Origin of the sequence: Aneurinibacillus sp. REN35, assembly GCF_041379945.2 — a bacterium.
Taxonomy (GTDB): Bacteria; Bacillota; Bacilli; order Aneurinibacillales; family Aneurinibacillaceae; genus Aneurinibacillus.
Genome location: NZ_JBFTXJ020000005.1, coordinates 257325 through 278740 on the forward strand (window position 1 = coordinate 257325; position 21416 = coordinate 278740).

At 44.3% G+C, this 21416-nt stretch carries 25 protein-coding genes and 1 pseudogene; 10 read left to right on the forward strand and 16 right to left on the reverse strand.

Translation table 11 applies throughout. The features are described from left to right. Positions 1-114: 114 nt before the first annotated feature. On the forward strand, positions 115-330 hold the full coding sequence (locus AB3351_RS12195) for an SDR family oxidoreductase (protein WP_371147420.1): 216 nt from the start codon (positions 115-117) through the stop codon (positions 328-330). 144 nt (positions 331-474) lie between these two features. Here AB3351_RS12195 and AB3351_RS12200 read toward each other — a convergent pair whose 3' ends face one another. Continuing rightward, positions 475-1242: an IclR family transcriptional regulator gene (locus AB3351_RS12200; protein ID WP_371147421.1), complete on the reverse strand. Its 768-nt coding sequence runs from the start codon at positions 1240-1242 to the stop codon at positions 475-477. A 197-nt stretch (positions 1243-1439) separates the two neighbouring features. On the opposite strand from AB3351_RS12200, the gene AB3351_RS12205 reads away from it, so the two are divergent. Beyond that, on the forward strand, positions 1440-1886 hold the full coding sequence (locus AB3351_RS12205; protein ID WP_371147422.1) for a 2-thiouracil desulfurase family protein: 447 nt from the start codon (positions 1440-1442) through the stop codon (positions 1884-1886). On the opposite strand, the gene AB3351_RS12210 is transcribed toward AB3351_RS12205, so the two are convergent. From AB3351_RS12210 to AB3351_RS12235, 6 genes are all read right to left on the reverse strand, one after another. Then, complete coding sequence (locus tag AB3351_RS12210) at positions 1883-2614, reverse strand: ZIP family metal transporter (protein WP_371147423.1); 732 nt, start codon at positions 2612-2614, stop codon at positions 1883-1885. The genes AB3351_RS12205 and AB3351_RS12210 overlap by 4 nt on opposite strands. An 88-nt stretch (positions 2615-2702) precedes the next feature. Beyond that, entirely contained in the window at positions 2703-2963 is a 261-nt protein-coding gene (locus tag AB3351_RS12215; protein ID WP_057222026.1) for a metal-sensitive transcriptional regulator, read from the reverse strand. Positions 2964-3064: 101 nt separating this feature from the next. Beyond that, positions 3065-4039 carry an L-histidine N(alpha)-methyltransferase gene (gene egtD, locus AB3351_RS12220; RefSeq protein WP_371147424.1) on the reverse strand — a complete coding sequence of 325 codons (975 nt, stop codon included), beginning with the start codon at positions 4037-4039 and terminating at the stop codon, positions 3065-3067. Then, on the reverse strand, positions 4036-5328 hold the full coding sequence (egtB, locus tag AB3351_RS12225) for an ergothioneine biosynthesis protein EgtB (protein ID WP_371147425.1): 1293 nt from the start codon (positions 5326-5328) through the stop codon (positions 4036-4038). Before egtB ends, egtD begins: the two co-directional genes overlap by 4 nt. Before the next feature lie 183 nt (positions 5329-5511). Further along, positions 5512-6219, reverse strand: coding sequence for a pirin family protein (locus tag AB3351_RS12230; RefSeq protein WP_371147426.1), 708 nt, complete (start codon positions 6217-6219; stop codon positions 5512-5514). A gap of 69 nt (positions 6220-6288) precedes the next feature. Beyond that, positions 6289-6672 carry a hypothetical protein gene (locus tag AB3351_RS12235; protein WP_371147427.1) on the reverse strand — a complete coding sequence of 128 codons (384 nt, stop codon included), beginning with the start codon at positions 6670-6672 and terminating at the stop codon, positions 6289-6291. Positions 6673-6823: 151 nt separating this feature from the next. On the opposite strand from AB3351_RS12235, the gene AB3351_RS12240 reads away from it, so the two are divergent. Both AB3351_RS12240 and AB3351_RS12245 read left to right on the forward strand, forming a co-directional pair. Next, entirely contained in the window at positions 6824-7357 is a 534-nt protein-coding gene (locus tag AB3351_RS12240; protein ID WP_371147428.1) for an MFS transporter, read from the forward strand. Positions 7358-7456: 99 nt separating this feature from the next. Further along, positions 7457-7680 (forward strand): annotated as a pseudogene (locus AB3351_RS12245) (short-chain dehydrogenase); the annotation flags it as partial. Between the two features lie 76 nt (positions 7681-7756). On the opposite strand, the gene arsC reads toward AB3351_RS12245, so the two are convergent. From arsC to AB3351_RS12275, 6 genes are all read right to left on the reverse strand, one after another. Next, positions 7757-8182: an arsenate reductase (thioredoxin) gene (gene arsC, locus AB3351_RS12250; protein WP_415708683.1), complete on the reverse strand. Its 426-nt coding sequence runs from the start codon at positions 8180-8182 to the stop codon at positions 7757-7759. After that, positions 8182-8679, reverse strand: coding sequence for an ArsI/CadI family heavy metal resistance metalloenzyme (locus AB3351_RS12255; protein WP_371147430.1), 498 nt, complete (start codon positions 8677-8679; stop codon positions 8182-8184). Before AB3351_RS12255 ends, arsC begins: the two co-directional genes overlap by 1 nt. A 24-nt stretch (positions 8680-8703) precedes the next feature. After that, positions 8704-9999: an arsenic transporter gene (locus tag AB3351_RS12260; RefSeq protein WP_371147431.1), complete on the reverse strand. Its 1296-nt coding sequence runs from the start codon at positions 9997-9999 to the stop codon at positions 8704-8706. Positions 10000-10014: 15 nt separating this feature from the next. Beyond that, positions 10015-10365, reverse strand: coding sequence for an ArsR/SmtB family transcription factor (locus tag AB3351_RS12265; RefSeq protein ID WP_371147432.1), 351 nt, complete (start codon positions 10363-10365; stop codon positions 10015-10017). Between the two features lie 133 nt (positions 10366-10498). Next, positions 10499-10954, reverse strand: a complete 456-nt coding sequence (gene ssb / locus AB3351_RS12270; RefSeq protein WP_371147433.1) for a single-stranded DNA-binding protein — start codon at positions 10952-10954, stop codon at positions 10499-10501. Between the two features lie 56 nt (positions 10955-11010). After that, positions 11011-12015, reverse strand: coding sequence for a hypothetical protein (locus AB3351_RS12275; RefSeq protein WP_371147434.1), 1005 nt, complete (start codon positions 12013-12015; stop codon positions 11011-11013). Positions 12016-12229: 214 nt separating this feature from the next. On the opposite strand from AB3351_RS12275, the gene AB3351_RS12280 reads away from it, so the two are divergent. Then, positions 12230-12934: a M15 family metallopeptidase gene (locus AB3351_RS12280; protein WP_371147435.1), complete on the forward strand. Its 705-nt coding sequence runs from the start codon at positions 12230-12232 to the stop codon at positions 12932-12934. Between the two features lie 144 nt (positions 12935-13078). On the opposite strand, the gene AB3351_RS12285 is transcribed toward AB3351_RS12280, so the two are convergent. After that, positions 13079-14233: a histidine kinase N-terminal domain-containing protein gene (locus tag AB3351_RS12285; RefSeq protein ID WP_371147436.1), complete on the reverse strand. Its 1155-nt coding sequence runs from the start codon at positions 14231-14233 to the stop codon at positions 13079-13081. Between the two features lie 166 nt (positions 14234-14399). Here AB3351_RS12285 and AB3351_RS12290 point away from each other — a divergent pair, with 166 nt between their 5' ends. From AB3351_RS12290 to fabF, 4 genes are all read left to right on the forward strand, one after another. Beyond that, on the forward strand, positions 14400-14747 hold the full coding sequence (locus tag AB3351_RS12290; RefSeq protein ID WP_371147437.1) for a hypothetical protein: 348 nt from the start codon (positions 14400-14402) through the stop codon (positions 14745-14747). A 45-nt stretch (positions 14748-14792) separates the two neighbouring features. After that, positions 14793-16334 (forward strand): FAD-dependent oxidoreductase, encoded by a 1542-nt coding sequence (locus AB3351_RS12295; RefSeq protein ID WP_371147438.1) that lies wholly within the window; start codon positions 14793-14795, stop codon positions 16332-16334. A gap of 116 nt (positions 16335-16450) precedes the next feature. Continuing rightward, on the forward strand, positions 16451-17335 hold the full coding sequence (locus tag AB3351_RS12300) for a helix-turn-helix transcriptional regulator (RefSeq protein ID WP_371147439.1): 885 nt from the start codon (positions 16451-16453) through the stop codon (positions 17333-17335). A 179-nt stretch (positions 17336-17514) separates the two neighbouring features. After that, on the forward strand, positions 17515-18750 hold the full coding sequence (gene fabF, locus AB3351_RS12305) for a beta-ketoacyl-ACP synthase II (protein WP_371147440.1): 1236 nt from the start codon (positions 17515-17517) through the stop codon (positions 18748-18750). A gap of 69 nt (positions 18751-18819) precedes the next feature. Here fabF and AB3351_RS12310 read toward each other — a convergent pair whose 3' ends face one another. Continuing rightward, positions 18820-19278 carry a hypothetical protein gene (locus AB3351_RS12310; protein ID WP_371147441.1) on the reverse strand — a complete coding sequence of 153 codons (459 nt, stop codon included), beginning with the start codon at positions 19276-19278 and terminating at the stop codon, positions 18820-18822. A 268-nt stretch (positions 19279-19546) separates the two neighbouring features. Between AB3351_RS12310 and AB3351_RS12315 the strand changes: the two genes are divergently transcribed. Beyond that, on the forward strand, positions 19547-20677 hold the full coding sequence (locus tag AB3351_RS12315) for an NADH-dependent flavin oxidoreductase (protein ID WP_371147442.1): 1131 nt from the start codon (positions 19547-19549) through the stop codon (positions 20675-20677). Between the two features lie 54 nt (positions 20678-20731). Here the strand turns inward: AB3351_RS12315 and AB3351_RS12320 are convergent, their stop codons facing one another. Next, complete coding sequence (locus AB3351_RS12320; protein WP_371147443.1) at positions 20732-21292, reverse strand: hypothetical protein; 561 nt, start codon at positions 21290-21292, stop codon at positions 20732-20734. Between the last annotated feature and the right edge of the window lie 124 nt (positions 21293-21416).

Sequence of the window (21416 nt, forward strand, 5' to 3'; positions counted from 1 at the left end):
TGATAAATTCAAACATAAAAAGCAAAGTATTCTACTCAAAGTAGATAATAAAGTAGATTATAATTTAATTTTTAAAATAATCAATAAATTAAATCCGCAAGAACATATGTAAATGTGAATGACATTGTTCTGGGCTATATTGCAATAGATATGAATACAGCCCTGCTTAATGATTCGATCCGCAGTTCTCAAATCCTTGGTCGAATTCTGGCAGGGCGCTGGGGAAACCCAGAGGATTTCAAAGGGGCTGTCGTCTTTTTGGCCTCTGACGCAGCAAATTATGTTCATGGGCATTTATTGGCTGTAGATGGCGGATGGCTCGGTCGGTAATTTTTCGGACTATCATGGCTGAACTATGCTTATCCTGATTGTGGCTGTTCAGCCATAACGGTTTTCTGTAAGAAAATGCGAACGTTTTCAGCACAAAAAAGTATACTACTGTAGAAAGTCATCGGTTGTAACGACATAGCAGGCTTAATTCGAATAAATGCCATATCCAAGTTTAACAGAAATTTGCTGTGCCGCTTCTTTCAGCATGGACATGGATTCTTCGATTGTCTGTGTATTCAGCCTTGTAGCCGGCTGGGACATGCTCATGGCTGCTACGACCTGTCCTGTATGATTTCGAATCGGAACGGCGATACAGGCGACTCCTGGCTCATTCTCTTCATTATCAAGTGCAAAGCCCTGCTCTCTAACTTTTTGCAATTCTGCCAGGAAATCTTTTTCGCTTGTAATTGTATTTGGCGTATTTGAACCATACTCATAGTCAGTTAAAATCGCCCCAAGTTCTGTCTGGCTTTTAAAAGCCACGAGCGCTTTTCCCACCGCACTACAGTGAATCGGAATTCTGCGTCCGATACGTGAATACAGCACAGTAGCCGAAGAGCCTTCCACTTTGTCGATGTAGACCCCTTCTTTTCCATCCAAGATGACAAGATGAATCGTATTTCCGGTTTTCATAGACAGCTCTGTTAAATGATTTTTGGCGACAGCACGCATATCCAGATTTTGAATGACAAAATTCCCTCGTTCAAATAACTTCATTCCCAATCTGTATTTTCCATTTTCCGTACTTTGCTCGATATAATGAAACTTCTGTAATGTTTTCAACAGGGAATGGACCGTGCTTTTATGCAGGTTCATCCGAGCGCTGATATCTGTAATTTTTAGTTCCGTTTCATATTCATCAAATAAATCGAGTATCAGCAGCGCGCGTTCCACTGATTGAATAATTGGCATAGGATTCACCCTTTAATTAAGAAAATTAAACAATATTGTGTTCTTATCATACTATATAAACGGCATTTGATGAATCAGCATCCTTTTATGGCTGGCTCTATTTTAGAACAAAACTATACATAAAAATTATGTGAGCTAACTCAACTTACTATCGTTATACTAAAGGTAAACAGATAGTAACCAAGGAGGAAAGAAAAATGAAAATAGTAAGTGCATGTTTAATGGGATGCGAGTGCCGATATGATCAGAAGGATAATCTCGTCAACGAAATCAAACAGCTTGTCCAAGACGGCAAAGCCATCCCCGTCTGTCCTGAGCAGTTGGGCGGACTGCCTACACCGCGTAATCCGGCAGAAATTGTCGGCGGAGATGGATTTGATGTGCTCGATGGAAAAGCAACGGTTATAGATAATCAGGGAAACGATGTCACGGAGCAGTTTCTCCAGGGTGCTCGTCAGGCATTACACATGGCACAGGCGCTGTGTGCTACAGAGGCAATTCTGAAAGAACGCAGTCCCTCATGTGGGAGCGGCATGATTTACAATGGCACCTTCTCCGGCACAAAACAAAAAGGCGTTGGTGTGACCGCCGCCCTCCTTATTCGTCATGGAATTCATGTCTCTTCTGAAGAAATGATGAACTAGCCGAAATATTGGATTAAAAACAACATACTAAGCAGACCAATAATAAAAGCATACGTCGCCGAACGTTCATAGCCGTGTCCGTGGCTTTCCGGAATAAGCTCCTTGTAGACGATAAACATCATCGCACCTGCCGCGAAGGAAAGCCCATACGGTACCAGACCTTTAACATAGCCAGTTAGCACATATCCTAGAATTCCTGAGACAATCTCTACCGAACCGGTAAGCGTAGCTACGAGCAGCGCTTTCCAGCGATTGATGTTCTGATTGACTAAGAACAATGCCACCAGAAACCCTTCCGGCGCATTCTGGATGCCGATTGCTAACGCAATCAATCCTCCCAGCGCTTCATTGTTCCCGGTATAGCTCACTCCGACAGACAGACCCTCGGGTAGATTATGTACAGTGATCGCAGAAATAATCAGCAGTGCCTGTGCATCAACCGGCAGCCTGTTATTCGGATTCTCCAGGTCAACATGCGGCAAATACCGCTCGATCAGCATGAGCGTGGTTGTACCAAACAGCATGCCGATAGCGAGCACATACAGGTTGGCCATATTGAGCGCTTCCGGTATGAGGCTGAACACACAGGCAGCCATCATAATTCCTGCCGTCAATGCTACCAATGTGTCTCTGGCGTGATGATTAATATGCCGCAGAAATAAAATTGGTATTGCCCCTATTCCTGTAGCCAAGGCGGAAATTACACTTCCCAATAACATCGCTTCCATATAGTATATTCACCTTTGATTAATATGTATTGTTATCCTACCCGCTTGCCTATGCAAAAAAACAGCACACGAGGTGCTGTTTCGCATACTAGCGACTTTTCACAAGTAAATCCACCGCTTCTTTTATAACATGATCCGGGTTGTTGCCTTTTTCGATCTCCATACGGATGCATGCTTCCATGTTATTAGCCACGACCAATCCGATGGTGCGATCAACAGCGGAGCGAACAGCAGTCAACTGGGTTACTACATCCCGGCAGTCCTTCTCCTGCTCCATCATGCTCAATACTCCGCGGATCTGTCCCTCGATGCGGCGGAGGCGGTTCTTCACAGCATCATTATATTCCATATACTATCACCTCCGCATAATGAGGATATATAGTAATGGTACCCCTTTAGGTATGAGTTGTAAACAAAGAAAATCCTTCAAAGAGGCTTATTGTACTTCCATTATCTAACTTCTAGATAATGAATGCTGAAGAACTGCAGGGGATCGATCCATGTCTGAATCGGAATGTATCCGCTCAACCGCGCCATCTTCTGAAAACCTTCCACCGTGTATTTGTACGAGTTCTCCGTATGAATACTCTCACCCTTTTGGAAGTGAATGATTTCACCAGCTACGGATACATCTTGATCACGCAGGCTGCGCAGATGCATCTCAATGCGACCCGCCGACTCATTGTAGAAAGCATGATGCTCAAAAGCAGTCACATCAAAATTTGCGCCAAGATCTCGATTTATTCTCTCCAATACATTCAAATTAAATGCGGCAGTAACTCCCTGCGAATCATTATAGGCCGCTTCTAGAATTTCAGGGCTTTTTCGAAGATCAACACCAATCAAAAGGCCATCACCGCGACGCAGCATAGCCGCTGATCGGGCGAGAAATAATTCGGCTTCTTCCGGCTCAAAGTTGCCGATGGTTGAACCCGGAAAGAAAATGACTTCTTTTCCTGCTCCTTCATAGAAAGGGAGTTCAAACGGCTGGGTATAATCTGTACAGACAGCAAGAACCGGCAAACCTGGGTACGCATCAGCCAGCGCCTCTGCCGATTCATACAGATGAACTTTGGAAATATCAACCGGCATATACGCAGCGATATCCTGCATTCTATCAAGCAGCAGGCGGACTTTGGTGCTGCTTCCGCTCCCAAACTCAATCAACATACACCGCTCGCCCATACATTGAACCATCTCATCTCCACAACTTTTAAGAATGCTTATTTCCGTCCGTGTCGGATAATATTCAGGCAGCCGAGTAATATCATCGAATAACTCCGAACCCTTTTTATCATAAAATAATTTCGGCGGGAGGGATTTGTATGAAGCCTTCAATCCCGACAATACTTCTGCTTTTAGATCCGCGACTTTTGGATGCATATCATACATTGTCACAAGCTTCTTCGTTTCTTTCATACTCATCGCTGCACATCCTCCGCCAAACGAATTCCTGAAAACTGCCAGCGCTTTTCCGGCTGAAAAAAATTCCTGTATGTGGCCCGTATATGTGAGTGAGAAGTAGCGCAAGAACCACCGCGAAGCACCATCTGATTGCACATGAATTTGGCATTATACTCCCCTAACGCACCTGGAAGAGGTTGACTTCCTGGATATGAAGCGTATGGGCTTTGTGTCCATTCCCATACATCTCCGTATCCTTGTACAGGCTCGTTGGCTGCTGCCTTAGCGGAGGTAGGATGGTAGGATGCAGACTCCGAGAAATTCCCTTCGATGGGCTGCTCCGCAAACACCACCTCCCATTCCGCCTCCGTTGGCAGACGTTTACCGGACCAGCGTGCATATGCATCCGCTTCATAGAAGCTTACATGACACACCGGTTCATTTGCATCAACAGGACGCATTCCCGATAATGTAAAATTCCACCACCCCCCATCGCGCATCTCCCAGTACAAAGGCGAGTTCCAGCCAGCTTCCTTCACTGTAGCCCAGCCGTCCGAGAGCCAGTACTCCGGCTTCTCATATCCTCCGTCTTCCATAAAGGCCATATACTCGCCATTCGTCACAAGACGTGAGGCGATGCGACTTTTATGCAGCCATGTTTTATGACGGGGCGATTCATTATCAAAGGCAAATCCCACCCCCTCATGTCCGATCTCTACAAGCCCTTCTGCAATATCGATCCATTGCAGCTCTTCTGGCATGTGTGATACAGCAAGAGTCCGTTCTTTATACACCGGATACAACGGATTGATGGAAAAATTATATTTGATATCTGTCAGCAGAAGTTCTTGATGCTGTTGCTCGTGCTGCAAGCCAAGCATCACCAGCGGAGCCAATTCCGCAAGCACCCCTTCATCCACTTGCTCCACAAGACGCTCCATATGTTCATTAACATACGCACGATAGGTATAAATCTCCTCTACCCCCGGGCGTGTCAGAAGACCACGGCGCGACCGGGGAAAATATGTACCGACTGACTCATAATAAGAATTAAACAGATGCTGGTAAGCAGAATTAAATACTTGATATCCAGGCATATATTTACGCAGAATAAACGTCTCAAAAAACCATGTGGTATGCGCAAGATGCCATTTCGGCGGACTCACATCTTCCGTTGCCTGTACGACATAATCTTCAATCGTCAATGGTGCTGCCAACATTTCTGTATATGCCCTAACCTCGCTATAACGTGAAGATATCTGTTCATACCGGGTAATCACGGCCGATTCCCTACCACTATGCATACCCATTCTTTCCCCGCCCTTCTGTTTATTCATTTCTTTCGTTTCTGTAGATAAACGTATGGAAGGATAATCAAAAAAAGAATCCCAGTCATCAATACGTTTTTTCCCCTCTTTTTAAAAATTCAAACAAAAAAGTGTGAAGCACCCTTTGGATGCTCCACACTTCCCGCACTATACGTCATATTTATTTTATGGTAAGTCAATCAACATGAAGTGGGTATCTTCCTTCGCCTCTATTTCCAAACGGCTTGTCTCCGTGATACGAGCGGCATCCCGTCTTTTGAGTTCACTTTCCTTGTTCAATACAAGTTCACCTTCTATAACAAACACATAAATTCTCCGTCCCTCCGGCTGCCTAAATAAAATCGTACGGCCAGCATCCAACTTCGATAAATACAACGTAAGATCTTGATGAATATGCGCAATCCTATGCTCACCCATCGTATGCTTTGCTACGATGGGCAGCAAATTGTTTTTCATTGCATCCTGATCATAAGCAAACTGCTCATAAGATGGCTCCAAGCCCAGTTCATCCGGCAGAAACCACAACTGCAGAAAATTCGCCTCTTCGGTATGGGAAGGATTATATTCCGAATGCACAATACCTGTTCCTGCCGTCATGCGCTGAATCTCGCCAGGTACTAACACCTCCGCATTCCCAGTACTATCCTGATGCTTCAACTGCCCCTGTAAGACGATAGAGACAATCTCCATTTCACGGTGCGGATGTGCGCCAAAGCCATTATCCGGCTGCACAATATCATCATTAAACACACGCAGAGGTCCAAATTGTACGTTATTCGGATCATAATAGTCAGCAAACGAAAAACTGAAGTTGCTGTGAAGCCATCCATGGTTAGCAGAGTAACGCGAGGCGGCTGGATATATGGTAATCATGAGTTCCCTCCTGCTCATAACTTTATATAAGTATGTTACTATAAATAAATAAGTTTTTCAACTTTTTTCTTAGGATTCAAACCATACATTCTTAAAGTCAACCCATCCTCTTGGGCTTACACGCACACCATGCAGCGAAGGAGGTGATGTCACTCCAACCTCTTTATATGTCAAAAAAATTATTGCACACTTTTCTTTTATCAACTGTTCGACCTCGTACATCATCTGCTCCCTCTTCTCTTTATCCGCTTCCGCCTGTACCCTGCTCATGCATTGATCAATATGGGCAGACAATGGCTCATCTAGATGGGCGCGAAGAAAGCTGCTGTAGGATACATAATATTCAATCTGCTGAATAACCCCTTCACTTGTCACTGCCTCAAATAAAATAAAATCAGCCTGGGCAATATATTCCTCACTGATTTTTCTGCTGGCAGATCTGTCAGACGGCATCCTCATTACTGCCTTCGCATATCTATTCTGCCTCTTTCTTCTCTCCCGGCTCTCGCTTGAAGACACAATAGAAGTTCATGGGAATAGACGATTCCTGCAAGATTTATATGAAGGCTGGGCGGCGTTTCGAGCCAATCGCCCATTATGGATGATGTCTCTCTTTGTTGTTTTTTTAAATTGTACCATGGTCGTCGTAAGCACAACGATTATCTTTCACGCAAAAGACATTCTTCACCTCTCATCTTCCCTGTTAGCCGTCGTATTATCCGCATCAGGAGTCGGGGGATTGCTGGGAAGTCTTATGATCAACCGACTGCGTATCCGTATCGGTCTCGGTAAAATTTTCGGTCTATCCGCTCTGCTAAACAGCGCAGCTTATGCTTCCTTGTATTTTTTCTCAAGTGTTCCCGCATTGATTATTTGCTTAAGTTTCATCGGCATCGCTATATCGCTGTACAGCACCTCTATGTATACATTTCGGCATGAGCAGACTCCTGCTCACTTGATGGGAAGAATTAGCGGAATTACCGGTACTCTGTTCCGCGTAGGTATGCCGCTGACTATGTATGCATCCGGCTGGATGATGATGTGGTGGGGAACCTCTATCATCTTTTTGAGCGCTGCTGTCTGGAATCTGTGTGTCTTCCTTATTTATGTTCGCACCCACCTTTGGAAAATCAGCTAGACTCACTCATCTAAAGATACGAGGAATCTGGCCTGCTCCTCTTCCGCAGGGGCAAGCGCTTCGATAAGCGGGCTGAAGCTGAGAATGATGCTGCATGCCGAGGGGATCGGTTATGGCTACCGGGTAAATTTATAGTATAACCTTGCGAAAACCTCTGTGATTCACCTAGCCACCACCATGTCCGAGGAGCTCCGACCGTATAATGTCACCGCCCTGGCGGTTACTCCCGGGTTTCTCCGTTCTGAACAAATGCTTGACTATATTTCGGGGTAAAAGAAGAAAGCTGGCGAGATGCTATAGAAAAAGAGCCGCATTATATTGAACTGTAATGTCCGTTGTTCGGGATACAGTTCAACGCGGCTCAAACCCCGTTTATTATTTCTGTTGTCTGTTCTCTTTTTACTTTCCTTCTTTTGCGAAGCTCTGAATTCTTTCTTCTATCTCATCTCGTACACGCTGGAAGACTGCCCATTTTTCTTCATCTGTGCCGGTTGCTTTAGCAGGATCATCAAATCCCCAATGCTCACGCTGTACATGCGGAGGCGTCATGGGACACTTATCATTCGCATCTCCACACAGAGTCACTACATAATCGGCTTTATTCAGCAGCTCTGAATCGATACGATCCGACGTTTGATTCGAGATATCAATCCCTTTTTCTTTCATGGCCTTTACAGCATTCGGATTTAGACCATGGGCTTCTATTCCTGCGCTGTATACATCATACTTGTCATCCAAATATTTTTCCCCAAATCCTTCTGCCATTTGGCTGCGACAGGAGTTACCCGTACACAGAAAATAAATGATTTTTTTGTTAGTTGCCATCATTCCTTTTCCTTACTACTCTGTTTCTTACTACCGCTAAGGTTTCCGAATTCAATCGCAACAGGTTCAGGAGCGCAGCATACACCTTCGACCGCTGGTTCCCCTGCCGATTCAAATTCAGAGTCCTCTTTTGTATAGAAGACCTCCCAAGCATTCCCCTCCGGATCATGAACCCAAATTTTATCCTGCACAGCGTAACAGCATGTTGTTCCCATTTCATCAACGGAAACAAGTCCTGCTTCTTGGAAGCGCTCCTTCATAGCTACGACAGCCGCTGTATCTACTACCTGAAATCCCATATGATTGAGCGCACCTTTGCTGTCATACGGACGCACATTCATTGAGAAGTGAAGAGGAGGATTATTCAATTCGAACTTCGCATAATTGTCTTTGACTTTCGTTGGTTCTTCACCAAAAAAAGCACGATAAAACTTCAAATTTTCCTCCAGGTTTCTCACATTAATTGCTACATGCATACGAAATGTAGGTGTAGACATATTACTCATCCTTTCTTCTTTTATTTATGAAATCAATGAGAGCCATAGATACAGTCCAACAAGCGTAATAAAGAGGGTAGGAATTGTCAGTATAATCCCTATTTTAAAGTAATAGCCCCATGTAATTTTGACACCCTTACGCGATAAAACATGGAGCCAGAGCAATGTTGCAAGAGAGCCGATCGGTGTGATTTTTGGTCCTAAGTCACTACCGATAACATTTGCATAAATCAGAGCTTCTCGGATGACTCCCTCCGTTTGAGTTGCCTGGATGGCGAGTGCATCAATCATAACGGTAGGCATGTTATTCATAATGGATGACAGAATGGCCGCAATAAAACCCATTCCGATCGTAGCTGCAAATAGTCCTTTGTCAGCCATTGTTTCAATCAATTGTCCAAGTACATCCGTTAAGCCAGCATTCCTTAATCCGTATACAACAACATACATACCGATAGAGAACACAACTACAGCCCACGGCGCTTCTTTAATTAATTTTGCTGTCTGTATATCCGGACTTCTACGTGCAGCAATTATAAAAATAACGGCCACAATACAGGCTATAAAGGAAACAGGAATCCCAAGTGATTCACTAAATAAATAACCTATCAACAGAACTCCAAGCACAATCCAAGATAAACGGAACATTCCTTGATCTTTAATCGCTTCTCGTGGTTTCTTCAATTGGGATACGTCATAATCTTTAGGAATATCTTTGCGAAAAAACAGATACAGAACAAGTAGACTGGCTCCTAGTGAGAAGAGGGTAGGAACAATCATTCGACTGGCATATTCTATAAAGCCAATACCAAAGTAGTCTGCAGATACAATGTTAACCAGGTTGCTTACCACAAGGGGGGTTGACGTTGTATCTGCAATAAACCCACTTGCCATAATGAAAGGCAACACCATTCGATCATCAAACTTCAGTGCTCGGACTTGAGCTAAAACGATGGGCGTAAGGATTAAAGCTGCACCGTCGTTTGCGAAGAAGGCTGCTACCGCAGCGCCTAAAAGCACAACGTATATAAACATCCGTCTGCCGTTTCCCTTCGCCAATCGTGCCATATGTAGAGCAGACCATTCAAAGAACCCAATCTCGTCAAGAATCAGCGAAATAAGGATAATGGCGACGAATGCCAGGGTAGCGTTCCAAACAATCCCTGTAACAGTCACAACATCAGCGAATGTGACAACGCCGAACAACAAAGCTAATATTGCACCGGCAGTCGCCGACCATCCGATATTCAACCCTCTTGGCTGCCAAATTACAAACACCAAGGTGATGGAAAAAATAAGAAAAGCACTCCATGCTTGCATGATTTTCCCTCGTTCTTATTCATTTTCTTTTATAACATCACAACAGATATTCTGTTGGGATGCCTCGTAACTTTCTAAATAAGAGGCTTGTGAAGGAATTGCAGCAATAATCTGAGCAAGATAAGGTTTGAGCTCTGGATTTAAGCGAAAATATGCCCATGTCCCTTTTCTTCGTTCGAGAATGATACCAGCGACGCGTAACTTTTTCAGATGCTGACTAATACCCGGTTGTGACATCTCTAATAAATCAACAAGATCGCACACACATAGCTCTTTCTCTTTTAAGTAACCAAGAATGGTAAGGCGCGTTTTATCTCCCACAACTTTGAGTAAAGAAGACATCGCTTCAACTGTATTTCCTTCCAATACATTCACCTCCACTAATATAAATATATACTTATATTATTATTTACTTATGTATAATTCAATATATTTTTATATGCTTAATTCTACTCAAAAAAATAACCACCTATTAAAAGGTGGTACGATGAAACAGTAATTAAAATGGCAAGTCATCATCCGATATATCAATGGGCCGCTGGTCATCCGCAAATGGATTCTCATGCTGTGCATTTCTTGAAGGTCTTCTGCCTTCTCCTGCCGCTGGGCTACCCTGCGCAAAATCGCCGCTTCCCTGCCCGCCACCTAGAAACTGCACATTCTCAGCTACTACCTCTGTTACATACACACGTCGTCCTTCATTATTCTCATAATTGCGGACCTGGATTCTTCCCTCTACAGCGGTTTGCCTGCCTTTGCTTAAATATTGTGCGCACAACTCCGCCTGCTTGCTCCACACGACAACCGGAATAAAATCTGTCTCCCGCTCTCCCTGTTGATTCGTAACTCGTCGATCCACCGCCAGCGTAAACGTGCCGACCGCTGTTCCGCTTTGCGTATAACGCAGCTCCGGGTCTTTCGTCAGCCGACCAAGCAGAACTACCCGATTTATCATATCCTTTCCTCCTTTTTCCTATCCTGATATTATGATGGAGTACATTCTATAGTAAGTTACGATGCAGAACGTTCTTCTGTATTTTCTAAGCGCGTTCTACGCAACTGCTTGAAATACCTTTGCACAGAAGCAAAATGTACGGACGGCAGGGCATCGACTGTAGTAAAACGTCTGCCAAGCTCCTCTACTTCTTGAACTACATCAACTTTTCGTTTAATAAGATACGCGATCATTGCCTGCACAATCTCGGCTTCCTGGGCGTTCGCATTAAAATCATGAATTAAGCCGCGCAAATAATTGGCCTGCATTTCATTAATAAACCCTGGGTGCTTCCCTTCCGACTCTTCCCGCTCTGTCTCCGGCTGCTCTATCTCATTCTTTGTTTGCTCACGTCTTGGTGCTTGCTTTCGATTAAAATCGAATACGTCAGAGTAAAAAATTCCGTCCGTCCAGCCCATCTGTTCATAGAAAGAGCGGAAAGAATCCGGAAGCACTGGGATGCCATATTTATGATCATATTCCGACAATCTGAACTTCTCTATATTCTGAAGATAAAACTTACTCTGCGGCTGACCGTCTTTGTCCCTATTCGCCCGGATGGCAATCACTTCTCCTCGGTAAATATGTGCAGCAACCCCCAACCAGGAACTGCACTTCTTCATACCATCGGATACTGCAGACTTGATTGCTTGTCCAATCGCATCCCCGCTTGGTTTTGCTTCACCACGCAGCTTGCTTGCAGTATGCACACCATATTGACGTACGCGATGCTCTCTGCCGTTAATGACAGCTTGAACCGTAACCCATACACCAACACTCCATGTATCTGTATCTACCTGTGCTTCTTCCGCCTCATAATGAAACTGCTCAAACAATAGTCCATTCCGATCTGCAATGCACTGCTGAGCAATATAAATGTTGCCGTCATAATTTACTTTATAGTGATGATACGGAAATGGCGCATCAGCAAGCTTTAGCCACCGTTCTTTCTCCATCATCTGCTGCTTATAGGATTCAGGTAATTCAAAGCCTAGTGACTTTGTTATTTTTTCAATGCTCATTTGATTTTCCCCTTTCTTAAAATACTCACGCAATACACGTCGGGAAACTCACGATTAAGAACTTATGTTCTTATTATAGTACATATGTTCTTATTTAGCAATGAATAATAGGAAAAAAAGCGTCCCTATCAACAAGAAATATTTTCAATTATATCCATCTATCACCGCTGCTGGCATGCTATACTACATCTATCTACACAGGAGGTGAACCATCATGAAATACATGCACAGAAGCATAGCCGCAGCCTGCATCCTGAGCATGCTCGCAGGCAGTATCGCCTTCACTGCAGCGGCCGCACCGAACACAGTGAGCGCACCGACTGCCGCACCCGTAACCTCATCCGCAGTACCCAACATCGGTTACAGCAGTATTCCTACGACTATCCAGCGCATAATGATGAATGTTTCTTTTAATAAAAAAACCCCCCTACAAATGAAGGACTTATCTTATGTCAAAGTGCGGTATATAGGTTTTGATAATAAGACTCATACAGGCGAACTTATCATACACAAAAAGCTTGCTAAGGATGTGTTTGATATTTTCGAAGAACTCTATTCGAAGCGCTATCCCATTGAAAAAATTCAATTGATTGATCAATACAAAGGCTCAGATGATCTCTCTATGAAAGCGAACAATACCTCTGCCTTTAACACAAGAGTGATTGCCGGAAAAAAATCCTTATCAAACCACAGCTATGGTATCGCCATTGATATTAACCCACTGCAAAACCCTCATGTGAGCAGAAATAAAGTCAGCCCAACCAGCGCAAAGGCATACGCGAATCGAACCGTCGCTAGAAAAGGTATGATCATAAAGGGGGATGCATGCTATACCGCCTTCAAGAAACGCGGTTGGAGTTGGGGCGGAGAATGGAAAAGTTCTAAAGACTACCAACACTTTGAAAAGAAAATCAAATAAACGGAACACATAAAAACCCAGAATGCTCATTATAGACGTGAAGCATCCTGGGTTTTTGCCGTCTATCTTATTTCATTCTACATCCTGCTCTGTAAGGTACCTGATCGAGGGCCGCTCACCCTCCGTCTGTAATACTTTCTACTCTCATGCGTCCCTGAAAGGTGCTTGTACTTCTATGCCGCTGTATAATGAGCCTGCATATGAAGGAAGATAAATAGAGAATGTAGTCATCGACTCATCAGAGGCAATAGAAATTCTGCCCCCATGCTTCTCTATGATTTGCTTACAGACAAAAAGCCCCAATCCTGTACCAAGCTCTTTCGTCGTAACAAACGGCTCGAAGATCGTATGCAATACCTCTTGATCAATAACAGGACCGTTGTTGGAGACAGAAATAACAATCTCTCCCCCGCACTCTTTCAACACAATCGTAACGACCTTATCTTTATCCCTCGTATGCAGCGCATCAATGGCATTGAATAAAATATTAATAAACACCTGTCGAATCTCATCAACATAGCCGTAAAATTGCACCTTTCCATGTATTTCTTCCACCAAATGAATCTGGTCATTTAACAAACTCGGATAGAGAAAATTGAGCACTTCTTCTATTAACTGCTCTATATAAAACTCCTGCTTCTCTTTCCCGACAATTTCTTTTTTTGACAGCATAAGAAATTGCGAAACACGAAAGTTGAGCTGTTCAAGCTCGCTTGAAATAATATCTATATATTTTAAATCAGGGTAGTCGGTTTTTAACAACTGAATAAACCCCTTGATTGATGTAAGCGGATTACGGAATTCATGAACGAAGCTTGAAGTCATTTGTCCGAGAATATACAAGCGATCCTTATGCGTTGCGTCAATAAATGTCGCCTTCTCTTCTAGCAAGTCATTTTTTAATTCAGTATAATGCGAGACGGCATAGTATAAGAAAAGATCAAAACCCTGATTGATCCGATCAATGACCGGCTGCATTTCTTTCATCGTACTCTGCAATATATTCATACACTTAAAAATCTCGCTTCTTCCTATGTTCACGTTATACACAAATTCACCAATATTAATTTCGGCATGTATTCGTTCTTCTGCAACGCGCCGGGCAATCACCTTTAATTCATCCTGATTATATCCCTCTTCTAGTCCCCGAACGATCAGTTCATACATGTTGGTTGCATTTTGAGTCATTTTTGCTTTAAACGGCTCATTTTCTGAAATAAAAATACTCTTCTCCCAGCCTGCTAGTATAACGCCCTGATACTCTTTTAGAAATTCTACAAATTTCTTCATATCTTTCATTATAAGGATCACTCTCTTTTTAGAATGGGTCTCATATTTTTCATACCAGCTACCACAATGTATAAACATTATAATGGATAAAACATATATTGGATAATAAAGTTTTGTACTATTTCTACCATTATGTCTTTTCTATCCGTTGTCAGAAGGAGGATAGGAAAGTCGTATGGATAAACGACAGTTCCTGTTCTCCTTGGCAATGATTTCGAGTCGTCCGTCCATGACGCAGCCCATTGGTTATTCCCTCCTGCAGCGCGTGATAGATGAGTTTTCCTGTGCGGAAGACAGCGGTGGAAGCGGAATAGCTTCATATTGTATTTTGACTGCCGTATGCCTCTCCGTCTCCCGTAGCAAATGTCGAAGCGCGGGAAGTAGTTCAAAGCCTGTCTCCTCTTCTTTAAGCATGCGCACAGACATCTGCGCCCGTGCTTCGGACATCTCTTCCATTGTTCATAAAAATCATCTTGTTTCTTTTTATTTCGGCAAAATCGAAGGATACATTATCTTCACATAATTGGGTATGGTAAAGAGTATGCAGAAAATGACAGGAGGAAAGCCCATGACTGAAAGGAATACAGCAAATGGAACATTGCCTCAATTTCCAGAATCCTATTGGAGAAATTCCATAACAATCCACTCTTTTCCTGCTCTTACTGAGGACATACAAGTCGACGTTGCAGTCATCGGAGGAGGAATCACGGGGGTCACAGCAGCATATGTATTAGCAAACGAAGGAGTACGTGTTGCTCTCTTGGATGCCGGCACCATCCTCAATGGCACGACCGGCCACACGACCGCAAAAATAACAGCACAGCATGATCTACTATATGACGAGTTAATCCAACATCTAGGAGTAGAGAAAGCCGGACTGTATTATAAAGCAAATGAGGAAGCTTTACGATTCATTCAACATACGGTAAAGGAAAATAACATCGATTGCGACTTTGCGGAAGAAGACGCTTATATCTATACCAGCTCTGATGAATACCTCAAAAAGCTGGATAACGAATACGCAGCATATGAAAAGCTCGGTATCCCAAGTGAATATACAAGCACGACCTCGCTCCCTTATAAAATAAGAGCGGCGATTGTGATGAAGAACCAGGCACAATTTCATCCGCTTGCCTATTTAACACATCTCGTACAGGGCATAATCGATGCCGGCGGCACGATCTATGAAAATACTACAGCCGTTGACATAGAAGAAGGCGAGCAAACCAAGGTGATCACAAGAAATGGACGTACCGTTACGTGTAATTATGTGCTCTCCTGTTCCCACTTCCCCTTTCACGACGGAATGGGCTTCTACTTCGCCAGGCTTCATGCCGAGCGTTCTTATGTTCTCGCAGTCAAAACAGAAAAGGAATTCCCAGGCGGTATGTATTTAAGCGCGGAAGAGCCGAAGCGATCTCTTCGCTATGTAACCATACACGGCGATAAATTTGTTCTAATCGGAGGTGAAAATCATAAAACCGGACAGGGTCTCAGCACTATCAAATACTATGAAGCACTTGAAGCCTTCGGCCGCCAGACATTCGGCATTCTCGATATTCCTTATCGCTGGTCGGCACAAGATCTAATCACGCTCGACAACGTACCATACGTCGGACGTATTACTTCCGGTAATTCGAATGTTTTTGTCGCAACTGGCTATCGCAAATGGGGCATGACCAACGGAACGGCTGCCGCTCTGCTATTGCGCGATCTCGTTATGGAAAAAGACAGTCCATACAGCGAACTCTATTCTCCTTCAAGATTCAAGGCCGATCCAAGCTTAAAAACTTTCATTACGCAAAATGCTGATGTCGCCAAGCATTTGATTGCAGGCAAGCTGGAGATTGTTCATAAAAAACCGGAAGAACTCGGAAATGATGAAGGCTCCGTCGTTACGGTAGATGGAAAACGCGCAGGCGCCTACCGAGACGAAAACGGTACACTTCATGTCGTCGATACGACATGCACCCATATGGGCTGTGAGCTTGAATGGAATACCGGTGAGCGCACATGGGATTGTCCCTGCCATGCCTCCCGTTTTTCCTTTACAGGTGACGTAGTTGAGGGACCTGCAGAGCAGCCATTAAAAAAGCTTACTATCGAATAATAGGCTTATACTCCGCCAAACGCCGAACAGGATCTTCCTGTTCGGCGTTTTTTCGCACAAAAAGTCAAAACTACTCTCCACGGCTATCGTATGATTGGAATAAAGGAGGTGGCCGTGTGTATGATCTGTATGAGAGTATCGTACGAAAATCCATCACATACATGGAAGAACATCTGGTAAAGGATGTGACTGCTGAAGAAGTCGCCCGGCACTGTGCCGTCTCTAAATGGCACTTCTATCGCATCTTCCAGAAGATTACCGGCATGGGCGTAGCAGAATACCTGCGTAACCGCCGGCTTACCTATGCAGCACAGGACCTGGTCAATACGGATTGGCGCATTATTGATATTGCGGTTACATACCGCTTCTCCACGCAGGAGTCGTTTACCCGCGCCTTCAAAAAAATGTTTGCCATGACACCACATCAATATCGACAATACTTTAGTGAATTTTATATCGTTGAGGAGGACGTACCAATGAAGATGCCAAAAGGCTGGATTGCAAGCGGTAGCCACCCCGCGGAATATGAAATGGGAACAGACCAAAACACCGTTCACAGCGGAAAAGCGGCCGGTTATATTGCATCCACAGCTACAACGTCCCACCATGGATTTGGCACGATGATGCAAATGTTCAACGCGCAGGCATATCGCGGCAAGCGCCTCCGTTTATCCGCTTTTCTAAAAACAGAAGAGGTAAGCAATTGGGCGGCCCTCTGGATGCGCATCGACGGAGCAAACGGTGACATGCTGGGATTTGATAACATGGAGCAGCGCCCGCTTACGGGTACTTCTGAGTGGAATCAATACGCTATCATACTTGATATTCCCCAGGAGAGCACCGCCATTGCCTTTGGCATCCTGTTATCAGGAAGTGGTGAGGTGTGGATAGATACAATTCGCTTCGATGAAGTCGATGAAAACGTGCCAACTACTGATATGCTGGCCGGCGATGGTAACAGACTCCCTGATGAACCGCTAAATTTACATTTTGAAGATTAAGACAAGCCTAAGAAAGTACAAAGGACTCATCTGAACTAACCTATTTCTCCTCCATTAACCTATTTTTTGTAGATCATTGTGATTACCTTATATGCATACTCTAGAAGTACTTTCTTCGTATAGTATAGTAGGACCCACCAAGAAATGGATAAAGGAAACAATAAGGGAGAATGTGCTAGATGAAGCGAGTGGTAATTACAGGCATGGGCGCAATTACACCCATGGGCAATTCAGTAAAAGAAACATGGGAGGCCGCTGTAAACGGACGATCAGGCATCGGTTTTCTCACACGATTTGACTGTACAAACATCCCCGCAAAGACTGCGGCCGAGGTGAAGAACTTTGACCTTTCTGCCTATCTAAAGGTCAATAAGAGACACCGTATGGATCGATTCGCACAATATGCGGTGGCCGCATCCATTATGGCCGTAAATGACGCAGAACTCTCTATTGGGGAACATATCTCTCCTGAGCGGGTGGGTGTCTGGTTCGGCACGGCCATCGGAGGCATTGAAAGCTTCGAAGAGAGCTATCGGAGTCTGCAGGAAGGCGGATATAAAAATCTGTACCCGTTCGCCACGACCACCGTTATATGCAATATGGCTTCTAGCCAGGTTTCAATTGCACTCGGCGCCCGAGGAATTAACACATGCACTGTCCTATCGTGTGCCTCAGGAGCCAATGCCATCGGTGATTCCTACCGTGCCATTCAGCGCGGAGAAGTTGATATTATGGTCGCGGGCGGCTCTGAAGCCTCTCTCACTCCGCTTGGCATTGGTGCATTTTGTGCCATGGGTGCCATCTCGTCTAATCCTGATCCCAACACAGCCTGCCGTCCATTTGATAAGCAGCGGGACGGGCTTGTTATGGGGGAAGGAGCCGGTGCGCTGATTCTTGAGTCGCTAGATTCTGCCCGCAAGCGAGGCGCTCGCATATATGGAGAGATTGTCGGATATGCCACCGTAGGCGATGCTTATCATATTACGAGCCCCGCACCAGGAGGGGAAGGAAGTGTTCGGGCAATGGAGCTGGCCCTTCAACAATCGGGCTTTGATCGAACTGACATTGACTACATCAATGCGCACGGTACCAGTACAGTATATAACGATGCCTTCGAAACAGAAGCAATCAAAGCATTCCTCAAAGACCATGCCTATCACATCCCAATTAGCTCTACCAAATCAATGACAGGGCATATGATGGGCGCTGCCGGCGCAATCGAAGCAATCTTCTCTCTTCTAACCATTTATTCCGGGATCATCCCTCCAACTATCAACTATACCGAAGCTGATCCGGCGTGTGATCTGGACTACGTTCCCAATGAGGCCAGAGAACAAAAAGTGCGTACCGCTCTTAGCAATGCACTGGGCTTCGGCGGACACAATACATCGCTGATTTTTACAGCAGTTGATTGATCTCTACATACAGCAGTACAAAAAAGCCGATGGTTAACTCCAGCGGCTTTTGCTTTTACTATTCTTCTGCTACCGGGAGAAGTCACGTTCCGTTAGCTTTTTTCCGTCTTGTCCGAATACAACCACTCGAACATTTGTATACTCTTCCGGGAGTCTGCTTTTGGAAAACCCCTGTACAGCATTTAGAATATAGTTAGAATTACTTCCAGGATTGGGTAGATTGGTTCGTACAAAAATAAGGACTTCTTCTTTATCGACCACAATGTCATACCCCTTGATATATTGAGCCCAGTGTGTTTTCAACGTAGTAAAATTAAAATTCGCTTGGATATAACGCGCAAGTTCTTCACCGATCTGCTGCTCCATCGTCTCTTCTGATTGTGCCATTGCAACCGGGAAGACTGACTGGCTGATTGTACGATCCGTATTCACTGCATGCTGGACTAAATAATCATCCTGCATTTTCAAACCGAATACAATACCGATAAATACAGCAATAAGGACCCCATGTGTACTTATTTTCATCATCGCTGTCTCCCCTTCGTCTTAAGCTATTTCACTAAATAGTTAGACAAATATAAGCTAATTTCCTGTATGTTTTATTGTAAAATTTACTTATTTTAATTTTTTAGAAATGACATGCCTTCACTTTTCTCATGAGCAGACATCTTGGTTGACACAGAACACAAAGTTCATTAAATTATATAGTAACTAATGATAATAAAGTAAAAGAAAAGCTACATACTATATTTTAGTTGTATGTTCAGTACATTATGAAGATAGGAGTAAACAGAAGATGAATGTGAAGTATCAGCCTTTATTTGAGCCATTTACTTTCCGAAGCGGTGTTCAGCTAAAAAACCGGGTGGTTATGGCACCCTTAACAAACTATTCTTCAAATGAAGACGGCACGGTTTCTGATGCAGAAATAGATTATTATATCCGCCGCACCAAGGGAGTCGGAATGGCGATTACAGCCTGCGTATACGTGACGCCAAACGGCAAGGGATTCCCAGGTGAGTTCGGTGCCGACAGCGACGAGATGCTTCCCAGCCTGCGTCGCCTCGCCTCCACGTTGAAGGCTCAAGGTACAAAAGCCATTCTGCAAATCTTTCACGGTGGAAGATTATGTCCCCCTGAGCTTGTACCAAATGGGGAAACGGTAAGCGCAAGTGCGGTCGTAGCGGAAGCACAGGGAGCACCGATGCCCCGAGCATTAAAGGATTCAGAGATTGAGGACATCATCTACGCCTTTGGCGAGACCACACGCCGTGCCATTGAGGCAGGTTTTGATGGTGTAGAACTGCATGGTGCCAACGGCTATCTGCTCCAGCAGTTCTTCTCCCCTCATTCTAATCGCCGAACCGATCGCTGGGGCGGCAGCTTAGAGAAGCGTATGGTATTTCCACTCAGCGTAGTAGACGAGGTTAAAAGGATAGTGGCGGAGCATGCGACGCAGCCATTCCTTGTTGGTTATCGCTTTTCACCGGAAGAAGCGGAAACACCGGGTATCACCATGGCCGATACATTGGCGCTGGTTGATGCGCTTGCAGATAAGCAGCTTGATTACCTGCATATATCTACGCTTGACTTTTGGTCTCCTCCACGCCGGGGAGTAGAGAGTACACGCTCACGCACCGAGATCATTCAGGAGCGTGTCGGTCACCTTGTGCCCATCATCGGTGTCGGTTCCATCAAAACACCGGACGACGCCTTACAGGTAATGCAAACCGGCGTCCCATTATTTGCCCTTGGACGGGAAATCATTATTGAACCTGACTGGGTACAAAAGATTGAGCAGGGACGAGAGACAGACATCCTAACCACAGTGACAAAAAATGATCAAGAACGCTTAGTCATTCCAGATCCGCTCTGGCATGCGATCATGAGCCGACCAGGCTGGTTCCCTGTAGTCGAGAACGTATAATATCAAAAGCCAGGCATGCTGTAACGCATGCCTGGCTTTTTAATTTACAGGTTATTATTTATATATTTTATTAAGCTTATTGATTTCTTCATTAAAAGCGGCCGCTTTTGTTTTAAATGCAACATATTGCTTCACAAATTTTTCACCCCAGATGTCCCATTCTTTATCAGACATCTCCTGGTTACTCATTGCCTTTTGTAGCATATTGTTTACCAATTGGTAAGTTTGTGTATTCGATGCTACTGCTTGGGCAAATAAAGCCTGAGCTTTTTTAAATTTAGCAGGCGCATCCTGTGGCCTATATTTTTTTGCTTCCTTTAATGTCTGTTCCCATGCATCCATTTTGCTGCTTAAAAGCAACGTAAATTTCTCGTCATCTTCATACTCATCTGCTTGATCCATAAAATCCATCATATCTTCTGTCTGGGTGCGCAGCTTGTATAAAATATTGCTTTGATATTTCATATACGCTCGCTCAGCCGGAGTATATGTCTTCTTTGGTGCAGCTGCTACTGCTTTTGTTGCGGCTTCGACTGCTGTCGGCATCATAAGTGCAGGAGCAGCGACAGTAAGTGCGAGTGCGCAGGAAAGACCTGCTTTAATGATACTTTTCATAATACCCTCCCTATATCCCTCTATGTATCGTACAGTAATAAAATCAACCGTTCTCCTTAACTATGTAACAAAAGGTAGTAATAGGAAACTATCTTTTTTCGTCAAATATCGACAAACAAAAACT